Origin of the sequence: Candidatus Avedoeria danica (genome assembly GCA_016703025.1) — a bacterium.
In the GTDB taxonomy this organism is placed as follows: domain Bacteria; phylum Chloroflexota; class Anaerolineae; order Epilineales; family Epilineaceae; genus Avedoeria; species Avedoeria danica.
In genome coordinates, this window is the sequence record JADJCV010000004.1 from 2,729,509 (window position 1) to 2,742,483 (window position 12,975).

Here is a 12,975-nt window from a genome sequence, read left to right on the forward strand (position 1 = left end):
ATACCAATTGCCTCGGAAGTATAACGCCCTGGTGCTTGTCCGGCAATCGGCCGGAGCGATGCCGGCACCACTAGCGACGGTTGCGCGACGGTCGCGCAGCGGTCTTCACGCGATGATGCCGGCTCGAACATGCTTACACTGGCGGCTCAACCGTTTGCGACTGCAACCGCCGCACTCCGAACCAAGGAGACTCCGTCGATGCCCCCTTCAACGTCCGCCGTCACCGCTCACCGCACCACCATCCTCCGATCGTTCACCATCGGCCTCTCCCTCGTCGTGGTCATCGTCGCCGCCGGCTGCGCGCCGGGAATGCCAACGGATGGTCCCACATCGACCGAGGAACTTGCGCAACCCGTGCCGACGATCGCCCTCCCGCCCGATGTCGTCGTCGCCTGGAGCGCGGACGACGGCCTGTGGGTGCAGGCGGGCGTGTCGCCGTCGCGCCGCATGACGGACACGGTCGCCGCCTTGACGGCGACGCTCTCGCCCGACGGCCGACACGTCGCATTCCTTTCCGCGGCGCCGGACGGCTTCGACCTGCGCGTCGCGAACGTCGCCGACGGCACTGTGCGGACGCTCGCCTCCGGCGCGCAACTGGCGCACGACGTTCCGGCGCCGGCGGACATGCCTACCGGTACCGTCACGCGGATCGAGCGAAGCTATCTCGGCTGGCTGCCGGACAGCACCGCCGTCGGCTTCACGACCGTCGCCGACGGTCCGGGCGACTTCGGCGGGTGGCGCCCCCGCAACGACCTTTGGCTAGCGCGGCTGGACGGCGATGCACCGACCGAGGTGCTCGCGGCCGGCCAAGGCGGCCACTTCGTGTTCTCCCCCGACGGGCGCCACGCCGCGATCACCCGCCGCGACGGCTCGACGAAGTCGCCCAACATGGACGCCGTGTATCGGGCCGACATTCCGGACGGTGAAGTCCGCGTCCTGCTCACGCATGCGACCGTCAGCAGTGGATCCGATTGGCAGACGCACAACGTGCCGCAGTGGACGCCCGATGGCGCGGCGCTCCTGGTGGCGGTACCCGCCAATCTTCCCGCCGCCAACGACGGTTGGGCCGAGTACGACGACCCGTTCACACTGCTGCGTCTGTCGCTCGACGGCACCCCGACCATCGTCGCCGAGGTCGGACCGGGATCGGTGCCGTGGACCCAGTACTATCACGGCTACTGGTCACCGGACGGTCGGTCAGTGGCCTACCTGGCGCCACCGGTCGTCGACTCCGATGCGGCGACGGCCTACCCGCCCCCGACGACCGGCCCGCCGACCGGGCCGCGGACACTCGTCATCGCGGGCGGCGACGGCGCCGATCCCGTGCCGTACGATGATGTCGCCGACCGTCCGGTGCTCCTCGAGTGGTCGCCCGACGGCACGCGGTTCGTCTATCGCGCCCGCACGGTGGATCACGGTCAGGGCGCGCCGACGCACCCGCTGCTGCTCGGCGCGCGCGGGGCGCTGCCGCGGCCGCTGGACGGCATCGACACTTCGCGCGATGCGCGCGTGCGCTGGCTCGATCCCGCCCACGTCCTGCTCATCGCGGCCGATGGCCTGACGGTGCTGCGGCTGAATGACGACGGTGCAGTCATCGGACGCGGGGAAGTGGTGCGGGGAGCCGTGGGGTTCGGGGATGCGGCGTGGGTACGCGCGCGTTAGGGCCGTCATCGTGGCATCGAATGCGCCTTACAGTGACCAGCAATAGCAGCTCAACCGCCGGACTAACATATCAGATCTGATGGGCCGAGTGCGCCCGCCCCAGCAGGACGCCGCACCAGCACCAAGGTCAAGCCTTCCCCGTCCCAACGTTCTGAGCCGCGCAGCCGACGACCTGCCGACTAGCCGAACTGGCTCTCTCTCTGAATCGCCGCGCCGTTGACCTTGGCGCCAACCCTACATCGGCGCACCGACGAGTTGCCCGCTCACGTCGTTCGCCCCCCACCTCCCGTCGCACAGATCGTCGCATGCACCTCGTTCGTCAGCCGCTCGACCGCGATCGTCAGCTCGGTGTTCTTCTCAAGCAACGTGCGCAGTTCCGAGGTGTTCTGGAAGGTGTGCATCGCCAGCTCGGAGTTGATCTGGTCCTCGCGCTTGGCAGCGATCAGCAGGATGGCACCCTGCAGCCCGGCGACCATCGACAGCATCAGGTTGAGCAGGATGTACGGGTACGGGTCGAAGCCGCCCTTCGCGCCTGCGGCGCCGATGTGGAGGACGGAGTTCACCGTCATCCAGACGCCCATGAACGCCAGGAACAGCAGCACGAAAGGCCACGAGCCCATGAGGTTGCGGACGTGGTCGGCCGCGCGCTCGCCGCGCGTGAGCTGATCGTGTCGCCGAACGCCGGGGTGAAGGTGCCAGCGCGTGGACCATGGCATGGTCGACTCCATCGTCGAGGTGAAGGTAAGTGAGCGAGGCAGAATCGTCGGGCAGACATGATTCAACCACCCTCGCGGCCCGAGGCCAAGCGTCGAGAGCAGCCCTACGGCGATCGCACCGCAATCACGCTGCGTGCGCCTGCCGCGTCGACACGCACGGCCGTCGGATACAATTCGCCCCATGCCGATCTACCAGTACCTCTGCCCCCACTGCAACCGCATCTACGACTTCCTCTCCCGCACCGTCACCCCTGCGCGCGACCCTGTCTGCCCGCGCTGCTCCTCGACCAACCTGACCAAGCAGGTCTCGCGCTTCGCCGTCGTCCGCGGCGGGCGCAGCGGCGAGGACGACGGCTTCGGCGATGACGGCGGCTTCGGCAGCGGACCCGATCCGCTCAGCGATCCGCACAACGCGGCCGAGATGGAACGCCTCATGGCGGACGCCGAGCACCTGGACGACAACAACCCGCGCGAGCTCGGCCGCTTCATGCGCCGGATGACGGAGCTGGCGGGCGAGCCCGTCGGCCCGGAGATGGACGAGGCGCTGCGCCGGCTCGAAGCGGGCGAGGATCCGGACCGGATCGAGGACGATATGGGGGACATCATGGGCGAGCTGCCGCCGGACGGCACGCACGACGGGCCGGCGGGGGATGCCGCGTACGTCGAGCCGCAGGCGGGCGCGTCAAGCGGTGATGGCGGCGATGGCGAGGTTGACGTCGCCTCCGCGGCCGGCGGGACGGTCAAGCGGGGGCGGCCGGTGAAGGATCGGGGGCTGTACGAGCTGTAGGCCGGCGGCTCGGATCGGTGGACATGGATGGCGATCACACCGGATCGACGGGCGCCCCACGTTCCAACGGGTCGAACGCGCGATTCAACGGGATCAGAAGGACCCATCAACGGCATCAAACCGTCCATCCAACGCCGTTAAGTTCAACCGTCACCTCCTTCGTCAACGCCCAACGCGCACCAAGCAACGCTCGACGCGTACCGAACGCGGAAGCCGGCCGACGCGTCCTCGCCATCGGCCGGCTTCCGCCCGCGCGTTGACGTGCTACTTCAGCACGCCGCGCTCCAGTGCGCTGTTGACCAGTTCGACGAACCCCTGCCGATACCCCGCGCCGTCCGCCCCTCGCCCGGCCGCCGCCATGTCGCCCACCATCGCCCAATCCGCGCTGCCCTTGAACGGCGAGTCGCGCAGCAGCATGCCGAACGCGGCGACGGCGGCGGCGAAGCGCAGTTCGGTCGTCGCATCGGCCATCGCCTGGCCGCCGTCGATGACCGGGACGGCCATGCGGGCGCTCGCCGCGCCGTCCGGCTGCTTGTAGCGCAGCTTGACGACGAGCAGCTCGCCCGCCGCGCCCGGATCCGCCGCGGCACCCTGGTAGCGAAGCGGGTCGATCTCGGGCGTCGGCGTCGGTGTGACGGCCGGGTCGGGCGTCGCCGTCGGCGGCATCAAGCCGGCGAGAGCGGGGTCCCACGTGGCGGAGGGCTCGGGCGTCGGCGACGCAACCGCCGTCGGGACGGCGCCGCCGGCCGGGACGACCTCGTACAGTGCCGTCATGCTGTGACCGGCCCCCATCTCGCCGCCGTCCTTCGCATCGTCGTTGAAGTCCTCGGCCGCCAGCAGCCGGTTCTCGTAGCCCAGCAGGCGGTAGCCGGCCACCGTCGCCGGGTTGAACTCGACTTGCAGCTTCACATCCTTGGCGATCGTCACCAGCGTCCCTCCCAGCTCCTCGACGAACACCTTGCGTGCCTCGGCCGGCGTGTCGATGTAGGCGTGCTGTCCGTTGCCCCGGCCGGCGAGCGCCTCCAGCATGTCGTCGCGGACGTTGCCCGTCCCGAAGCCGAGGACGGTCAGGAAGACCGGCTTGTCCGCGCCGCCCTCCTTCGCCCGCGTTTCGACGAGCCGCTTGAGCTGCTCGGGATCGTCGACGCCGACGTTGAAGTCGCCGTCCGTGGCGAGGATGATCCGGTTCACGCCCCCGTCGATATAGGCCGAAGCGGCGACGTCGTACGCCAGCGCGATCCCATCGCCGCCCGCCGTAGAGCCGCCGGCCTCCAGCCCCTCGATCGCCGCGGCGATGGCGGCGCGGTCGTGGCCGGCCGTCGGCGGCAGCACGAGGCCCGAGCTGCCGGCGTAGACCACGATCGACACCCGGTCGTTCTCCTTCAGCTGGTCGATCAGCAGCCGCAGCGCGAGCTTGACCAGCGGTAGCTTGTTCTCGACCTGCATCGAGCCCGAGACGTCGAGGAGGAACACCAGATTGGCCGCCGGCCGCGCGTCGTTGTCGATCGCCCGCCCCTTGATCCCGATCCGCACGAGGCGGTGATCCGGCGCCCACGGCGCTTCGGCGGACTCGATGTGCACCGCGAACGGGTCGTCGCCGCTGGGCGGCGGATCGTCGAAGCGGAACGCGTTCAGGAGTTCCTCGACCCGCACCGCGTCACGCGGCGGCCGGTCGCCGGCCGTCAGGAAGCGACGCACGTTGGCGTACGAAGCGGAGTCGACGTCGAGCGCGAACGTGGACAGCGGCGCGCCGGCGGCACCGAGGAACGGGTTGTCGTAGATCGGCGCGTAGCGCTCGCCCGACGGGTCGTCCTCCTGGGCGGCCCGCCCACCCATCGGCAGCCGAAGCGGCAGCTCGCCCATGTGCGTCGCCGGCGCGCCGCCGTTGCCGTAGCGGGCGGGGGCAAGGTCGGGGAACAGGCCGTTCACCGTCGCAGATCCGCCGCCACCAAACATGGCGACCGGTGCCGGCGCCATCGCACCGCCCGTTCGCGGCGCCAGCGGCACGGGCGTCGAACGGAGGAGCGCGGCGAGGGCCGTCACGGTCACTTGGAGCGGTGGAGCGACGACCGGCGTCGGTACGGCGGACGGCGTGTCGGGTGCGGCCGCGATGACCGGAGGCGTCGGCGCGGCGGCGGCGGCGGTCGGTGAGGACGGGGGTGCGGGCGGCAGCGTCGGCGCGCTGCGGCAAGCGGCGGCGGCGGCGATGACGGCGGCGGCGGCAACGACGGCGGACAGGACGGAAGGGGACAGGACCGGAATCGTGGACATCGGCCGGGACATTGAAGCCTCCTCGCGCTCGGCCATGGATCAGGGCCCCATGATGTGCGAGGATTCCGTGCAATTGGTGGGCCATTGACCGCCGCGCGACCGCTGATTGCCCGACGCTGGGGCTTGGCTCCCCCGCGCGAACGGCGCCTACGGCCCAGTGTTCGTTCGCACGCCCCGAGGCGATCTGCCTACGGCACGAACGCCACCGGCAACACCACCCACCCTCGTCCCGGCACAGGCACCGTCGGCACGGCGGCCGTGGGGCGCGGTCCCGGACCGGGCGTCGCTCCGCCGCGTTCCCCTTCGATCAGGTCCCACAGATCGCACTTCGCCGCGCGCCATCCGGCCGTCATCGCCTGCTTGGCGCCCAGCAGCATGCCGTTGTCGGCAGCTGGGTCGTACCGCGTCCACGCGACCGGGTCGTCGGCTGCTTCCCCCGCCGCTGCTGCCGCACCGGCCCCGGTTCCTGGCTCATCCAGTGCCGCGACCCGCGCCCAGTAACCCTGCATCGCCGCCGCCAGTTGACGCGCCTCGGGCGTGAGCGCGGCGCCGAGCGGGCTGGAGAAATCGGCGAAGAGGAACGGGATCTCCGCGCCGTGATGGCTGCCGAGGTCGCGCTGGCGCGCGAGGGCTGTGACGAACGCGTAATGGTAGAGCCACGTGGGGTGGCCGATCGCGGCGCGCGCACGGGCGACGCGGCGGGTCGGGCAGACGAAGCCGGCGTCGCCGGTGACGTCGGCGAGGGCAAGCCACGGCGCGTCGTACATGGCGACCGGGTACAGGGCGAGCACGGCGGGTGCGCTCGCACGATAGAGACTGCGCACCGTCGCTTCGTAGCCCGCCGCGGTCAGCGTCGCTTTGAACGGCAGCGCGAAGACCGTGCCCTCGTCGGCATTCGCGCCGAGGACGAAGGGCACGCGGCTCGCCGGGCCGTCTCCACGGGCGAGGGCCTGCATGGGCGGCTCGGGCAGGGCGTGACCGTCGATGACGAGGTCGTAGGTTTCGGCGCCCGGGTTCAGGATGCCGATCTCGCCCGGCAGCGCCGCGAGCACGGCGGCTGTGGGCAGCGCGCGCAGGCACGCGCCGACGTCCGGTGCGGCTGCGCATCCGGCAGCCGCGGCGAAGCGCCCGCCTTGGTCGGTGGCCGGCGGCAGCGGACCCGCACCGTCGAGGCGGCGAAGCGCATCGCGGCAGGCGCCGCTCTGCATGATCGCCCCGTGGAACAGGCCGGCCGCCAGGGGCGATGCGAGCAGCGCGCAGACGCTGACACCGCCGGCCGACTCGCCGAAGATCAGCACCCGTTCCGGGTCACCACCGAACGCCGCGATGTTGTCCTGCACCCAGTGCAGCGCCTGGATCTGATCGAGCAGCCCATAGTTGCCGGCGCCGGGCGCCGAGTTCGGTTGGTCGATGAAGGCCGGGTGGGCCAGATAGCCGAGCGCCCCGAGGCGGTAGTTGGCCGTCACGACGACGACGTTGCCGTTCGTCGCCAAGCCCTTGCCGTCGTACAGCGGATCGACGGCCGATCCCTGAACCAGGCCGCCGCCGTGGAACCAGACCATCACGGGCCGCCGGGTCGTGCCGTCGCCGCGGTCCGGTCGCCAGATGTTGAGCTGGAGGCAGTCCTCATCCCACGCGGGCGGCGGCGCATCCGGCCGCAACGCCGAGCCGCCCGTCTGCGGGCACGCCTTTCCGATCGTCGTCGCGTCCAGCTCCAACGCCCGCAATGCCGGCGGCTGGGGCGAACGCCAGCGCAGGGCGCCGGTGGGCGCCTGCGCGAACGGGACGTTCTTCCAAGCGATCGCCATCCCGTCGAACGCGCCGCGGACCGCACCCTCTGTCGTGAGCGCGACGAGCGGACTGTCGAACTGTGCGCCCACCGGCGGGCGTGGGGACATCACTGCGCCGGACGCAGCCACGGCACCCACGGCGATCGCGACGGCCACGGATCGACGGGCGAAGTGCGTCGGGCGAATGCGTGCGGGCATGGCGGGTCCTCCGAAGGGTTGGATCGCTTCTTCGGCTAGAATAGCGCCTCCGGCGGCGGGCGATCCATATGCCCCGCCGCTGTTCGCGTCCCCGAGGTCCTCCATGAGCCGCGTCCGCTTGCAGAAGGCCGAAGCGATCGTCCTCAAGCGCCACGATTACGGCGAGGCGGACCGGATCCTCACGGTCTACACCCGGCAGCAGGGCAAGATCACGGTCATCGCCAAGGGCGTCCGGCGGATCGCCAGCCGGAAAGCCGGGCACGTCGAACTCTTCACGCACGCCCAGATGATGCTGGCCGAGGGCCGCAACATGGACGTGCTGACCCAGGCCGAGATGATCGAAGCCTTCCCCCGCCTGCGCGACGATCTCGTGCGGATGACCTACGCCTACCACATCGCCGAGCTCGTCGACCGCTTCGAACAGGACGGTCACCCCAGCCCTCAGACGTTCCAACTGCTGCGCGATTCCCTGGCCGCGCTCGGCGATGCCGACGACCCGTTCGTCGTGGCGCGCTACTTCGAATTGCGCTACCTGAGCCTGATCGGCTACCGCCCGCACCTCTTCGAGTGCGCGCAGTGCGCAACGTCCCTCGAACCGGGCGCCGCCGTATTCAGTCCAGAGGCCGGCGGCGTCGTCTGTCCGGCATGCGCCCGGGCGGTGTCGGACGGACTGCGGATCGACGATGCCGCGTTCCGCGTCCTGCGCTTTCTCCAAACGCGTGAGATCGGCTTGATCCTCCACCTCGTGCTCCAGTCCGGCACGCGCGGCCAGGTGGAGCAGGCATTGCACGGCTTCGTGCGCCACCATCTCGAGCGCGAGCTGCGCAGCGTCGAGTTCCTGAACGGCCTGCGGCGCGTCGCACGCACCGTCGACCTCGCACCCTCGGCGCGCGCCCGGCCCGACACCGTCGGCATCGACGCTGGCGCCGATCGATCTTCAGATCCCGTGAGCGATCCTATGAGAGATCCCATGAGCGACCCTGTGCCCGATCCCGCGAACGACCCCGTGAGAACCGCCGAATGACCACACCCGTCGCATCGACCTTCCAGGACCTCGTCCGCCGCCTGACCGACTACTGGGCCAGCCAGGGATGCCTGGTGTGGCAACCCCACAACGCCGAGGTCGGCGCCGGGACGATGAACCCGGCGACCTACCTCTTCGTCCTTGGCCCGGAGCCATGGAACGTCGTCTACCTCGAGCCGAGCGTCCGTCCCGACGATGCCCGCTATGGGGAGAACCCGAACCGCGTCGGGCGGCACCATCAGCTGCAGGTGATCCTCAAGCCAGATCCCGGCGACCCCCAACAGCTCTACCTCGACAGCCTGACCGCGATCGGTATCGACCTGACGAAGCACGACGTTCGGTTCGTCGAGGACAACTGGGAGTCGCCGGCTCTCGGCGCCTGGGGCCTCGGCTGGGAGGTCTGGCTGGACGGCCTCGAGATCACGCAGTTCACGTACTTCCAGCAGGCCGGCTCGATCGACCTCGAGCCGAACAGCGTCGAGATCACGTACGGCCTCGAGCGGATCGCGATGGCGCTGCAGGACGTGGCGCACTTCAAAGACCTGCGCTGGAACGAGCACACCACGTTCGGCCAGCTCGTGATGGACTACGAACAACAGACCAGCCGCTACTACTTCGAGCTGGCCGATGTGGATCGCCTGCGCCAGATGTACGAGCTATATGACGCCGAGGCACGCGCCGCCCTTGACGCCGACCTCGTCCGTGTCGCCCATGACTACACGCTGAAGTGCAGCCACATCTTCAACGTCCTGGACGCCCGCGGCACGATCGGCGTCACCGAGCGCGCGCGCTACTTCGGGCGGATGCGCGAACTGGCACGGCTCACGGCCCACCATTGGGTGGCTCAACGACGGGAACTCGAGCACCCACTTCTCCACGGGGCAACGGCCGCCTGGGTCGCCGGTGCGGCCGGTGCGGCCGGCGAGCCGACTGCGACACCGCCTTCATCATCCGCGGCCGCGACACCTCCAACGGAATCGGCCGACTTCGTCCTCGAGGTCGGCGTCGAGGAGCTCCCGCCCGCCGATCTGACGAGCGCGCTGCAGGCCCTGGCGGAGCGCATCCCACCGCTATTGGCCGACCTTCGGCTGACCGCCGACGAGGTCGTCGTTGAAGGGACCCCCCGGCGGCTCATCGTGACGGTGCGCGCGCTCGCAGCGAACCAGACCGCACTCGAAGAGTACGTCGTCGGTCCACCCGCCGCGGCTGCCTTCACGCCGGACGGTCGCCCGACACCGGCCGCCGAGGGTTTCGCGCGCAAGCTCGGCGTGGACGTCACCGCCCTGGAGACCGTCGAGCGCGGCGGTGAGCTGCGGGCGGCCGCGGTCCGTCGCGAGACAGGGCGTGCGGCCAGCGACGTGCTGGCGGAGGCGCTGCCCGCGGTGCTCGGCGGCCTGCCGTTTGCCCGCGGGATGCGCTGGAACGCCTCCCGTCAACCGTTTTCCCGCCCGGTGCGTTGGATCGTCGCGCTTCACGGCAACCACGTCGTGCCGCTCACGTTCGCCGGCCTGGTTGCCGACCGCACAACGCACGGCATCCGCCCCAGCGGATCGCCGCCAATCGCGCTGGCATCCGCCGAGGACCACCGCAAGCTCATGCGGACGCTCGGCGTTCTGACATCGCCCGCGGCGCGGCGCGACGAGATCCACCGGCAGGTAGCCGCGGCCGCGGCCACCACGGGAGGTCACGTCCCGGACGATCAGGGCCTGCTGGACGAGGTCGCCGGCTTGGTCGAGCAGCCGCGCGCGTTCGTCGGTCGGTTCGACGACGCCTACCTGTCGCTGCCCGATGTCCTCCTCGTCACCGTCATGCGCAAGCACCAGCGCTACTTCCCGGTCCGTGCCGCCGACGGCCGCCTGCTGCCTGCCTTCATCGCCGTCGCCAACGGTGCCGGCATCGACGAGGCGGCAGTGCGGCACGGGAACGAGGCCGTGCTGCGGGCGCGGTTCGCGGACGCGGCGTACTTCTGGGCCCAGGACCGCAAGCACGCGCTCGACACGTTCACGCCCAAGCTGAGCGGCCTGATGTTCCAATCCGAATTGGGTTCAATGCTCGACAAGGTCGAGCGCCTGGAACGGCTGATGCCGGCCCTGGCCGCCTTCCTCGACGTTGGCGACGACGACCTTGCGACGTCGCGGCGAGCGGCGGCGCTCTCGAAGAGCGACCTCGTGACGTCGATGGTCACGGACTTCACGAGCCTGCAGGGCGCGATGGGCCGCGAGTACGCACGCCTGAGCGGGGAGAGCGAGGCGGTCGCGACGGCCATCTACGAGCACTACCTCCCGCGCGGCGGTGGCGACGGGCTGCCCACGACGCCCGCCGGCACGCTGCTGGCCGTCGCTGACCGCCTCGACAGCCTGATCGGCCTGTTTGCCGTCGGTCTCAAGCCGACAGGGGCGCAGGATCCGTATGGCCTGCGGCGGGCGGCCCTCGGAATCATGCGGCTCCTGAGCGAGGGCGTCCTGTCGTTCGCCGACACCCGCCACAGCGTGGCGACGCTCATCGACGAGGTTGCCGCCCTGTTGCCGGTTCCGGCGACGCCTGCGGTGAAGGACGACGTCGCCGCGTTCATCGCCACGCGCTTCGAGGTCCAGCTGCGCGACCGCGGCCACGCGCCCGATGCGGTGTCGGCGGTGCTTGCTGTGCTTGCCACCCGACCGAAACAAGCCGTCGCCGTCGTACGCCACCTGGAATTGCAGATCGCCGATCCGGGCTGGTCGACCACTTTGACGGCATACGCTCGCTGCGCCCGGATCGTGCGCGGCCGCGACACGGCGGAGCGGTTGCCGACGATCGAAGAGGCGGCCGCGCAGCTGAACAGCCCGCCGGAGCGAGCACTGATCGAGGCGATCCGGGCAGCGGGGAAGGTCGATGACGATGACGCGGACGGTATCTTCCGTGCGCTTTCGGCGCTTGCCGCGCCGGTGACCGCCTTCTTCGAAGGGGTGCTCGTGATGGACGAGGACCCGGAGGTGCGGGCGGCGAGGCTGGCGGTTGTGCGCTGGGTCGCGGATCTTCCGCGGCACGTGGCCGACCTATCGAAGATCGAGGGGTTCTAGCACACACGCGGGCCTCACGGATGGTGCGGATCCTCCCGATTCGGACGATGGGCATGGCATGGCATGCCCATACCACCGATCCACGTTGCGAGCCCACTTGCGTTGGCGTTCGTCACCGCCCACCGCCAGCATCCAGCCAAGCCTGCGCCTTCCCGACGAGCACGCTGCCGCCGGCCGCCATCCAGCGCTCGTACGTGGACGATGTCGCGTCAGCGCGCTCGCGCCACATGCCGCCGACCCAGTCGATATAGTGCCGTGTTTCGTTGGGCAGGCTGCCGTCGCGCTGGTAGCGCATGGCGGTTCCGGGACCGCCGTTGTAGGCGGCTGCGGCGAGCGTGACGGACTTCGACCAGTCGGGGTCGTCGGCCTGGCCGAACGACTTCAGCTGCTGCGCCAGGTACCAGGCGCCGAAGTCGATCGCCACGGCCGGTTCGTTCAAACGCGAAGGGTCGAAGGCGCCAAGGCCGCGCTGGCGGGCGATGTCGCCGGCGGTGGGGGGCATGACCTGCATGAGCCCTGTGGCACCGGCATGGCTGCGCGCCGACGGGTGGCCGCCCGACTCCACGAGCGTGATGATCGCCAACAGGTCGGCGGCGACGCCGTGTGTGGCGGCGGCGGCGTTCAGGAGTTCGGACCACGACAGCACCGGCTCCGGCAGCCACGGGATCGCGACCGCTTCGGCGGCGGACGGCGCGGCGGAAGCGCGAACGGGGGCGTCGCCGATGGCGGAAGCGACTCGGCCGGCGGCGGCGTCAGGGGCGGCACGAACGGCGTCGGAGCCCGCCAATCCGGTGGCGGTCAGGCCGTCGTCTGCCGCTGCGGCGACATCAGCCGCGTCGCGCCCCGCGTCCACGGGTTCGAACGGGACGACCGATGCCGCCGACGAGGCGCCGCCGGCCGAGGACCCACCGTCGAACGCAAGGACGGGCGGATCCCCCGCGTGCACGGTGACGCCGCCGGCAGGAACGAAGCCGCGCACGTCATGGCCGTCGATCTCGGCCGCGACCCAGTAGTCGACGCCGCTCGCCCAGGCATCACCGAATGCCACGCGTCCTCCGATCCCAACCCGTGTGCCCGCCGGCAGCAGGGCCACCGTCTCGCCACCGCCTGGCTCGGTTCGCACGGCGACACGTTCCTGTACATCCCCGGCGGCAAAGCTCATGAACACCGGCGCTTCGACACCGTTTGAATGGGCGTCGGACGGCGTACCGCGCAGGCTGCCGACAAGGGCCGCCACCCCCAGCGCTCCGAAGGCGATGGCGACGACGGCGGCCGGTCGCAGGCCGCGCAGGACGACCGGCCGCCGTGGGACGCGGACCTCGAGGGTGGGTATCGAATCGAACGTTGGGGTGGCGGCAGCCATGGCGCTGAATCCTTGGGTTACGGGCGTGCGACGGTTCCGCCCGGGGAGCGACAAGTATAGAACGGATGTTCTACATGTCAATCCCCGTTTCGGGGCCATGCCCTG

8 protein-coding genes are annotated in these 12,975 nt (G+C 70.5%); 4 read left to right on the forward strand and 4 right to left on the reverse strand.

The features are described from left to right. The first annotated feature begins 198 nt into the window (after positions 1 to 198). A complete protein-coding gene (locus IPG72_13800; GenBank protein ID MBK6770057.1) occupies positions 199 to 1,662 on the forward strand; it encodes a hypothetical protein in 1,464 nt (487 codons plus the stop codon). A 263-nt stretch (positions 1,663 to 1,925) separates the two neighbouring features. On the opposite strand, the gene IPG72_13805 is transcribed toward IPG72_13800, so the two are convergent. Beyond that, positions 1,926 to 2,282 carry a DUF1003 domain-containing protein gene (locus tag IPG72_13805; protein MBK6770058.1) on the reverse strand — a complete coding sequence of 119 codons (357 nt, stop codon included), beginning with the start codon at positions 2,280 to 2,282 and terminating at the stop codon, positions 1,926 to 1,928. Between the two features lie 277 nt (positions 2,283 to 2,559). On the opposite strand from IPG72_13805, the gene IPG72_13810 reads away from it, so the two are divergent. Continuing rightward, positions 2,560 to 3,165 (forward strand): zinc ribbon domain-containing protein, encoded by a 606-nt coding sequence (locus IPG72_13810; GenBank protein ID MBK6770059.1) that lies wholly within the window; start codon positions 2,560 to 2,562, stop codon positions 3,163 to 3,165. A 264-nt stretch (positions 3,166 to 3,429) separates the two neighbouring features. Here IPG72_13810 and IPG72_13815 read toward each other — a convergent pair whose 3' ends face one another. Then, a complete protein-coding gene (locus IPG72_13815; protein MBK6770060.1) occupies positions 3,430 to 5,448 on the reverse strand; it encodes a VWA domain-containing protein in 2,019 nt (672 codons plus the stop codon). A gap of 176 nt (positions 5,449 to 5,624) precedes the next feature. Continuing rightward, positions 5,625 to 7,424, reverse strand: coding sequence for a carboxylesterase family protein (locus tag IPG72_13820; GenBank protein ID MBK6770061.1), 1,800 nt, complete (start codon positions 7,422 to 7,424; stop codon positions 5,625 to 5,627). A 103-nt stretch (positions 7,425 to 7,527) separates the two neighbouring features. Here IPG72_13820 and recO point away from each other — a divergent pair, with 103 nt between their 5' ends. Both recO and IPG72_13830 read left to right on the forward strand, forming a co-directional pair. Then, positions 7,528 to 8,448 (forward strand): DNA repair protein RecO, encoded by a 921-nt coding sequence (recO, locus tag IPG72_13825; protein MBK6770062.1) that lies wholly within the window; start codon positions 7,528 to 7,530, stop codon positions 8,446 to 8,448. Beyond that, on the forward strand, positions 8,445 to 11,507 hold the full coding sequence (locus IPG72_13830) for a glycine--tRNA ligase subunit beta (protein MBK6770063.1): 3,063 nt from the start codon (positions 8,445 to 8,447) through the stop codon (positions 11,505 to 11,507). Before recO ends, IPG72_13830 begins: the two co-directional genes overlap by 4 nt. A gap of 112 nt (positions 11,508 to 11,619) precedes the next feature. Here IPG72_13830 and IPG72_13835 read toward each other — a convergent pair whose 3' ends face one another. Continuing rightward, a complete protein-coding gene (locus IPG72_13835; protein ID MBK6770064.1) occupies positions 11,620 to 12,870 on the reverse strand; it encodes a transglycosylase SLT domain-containing protein in 1,251 nt (416 codons plus the stop codon). Positions 12,871 to 12,975: the final 105 nt, after the last annotated feature.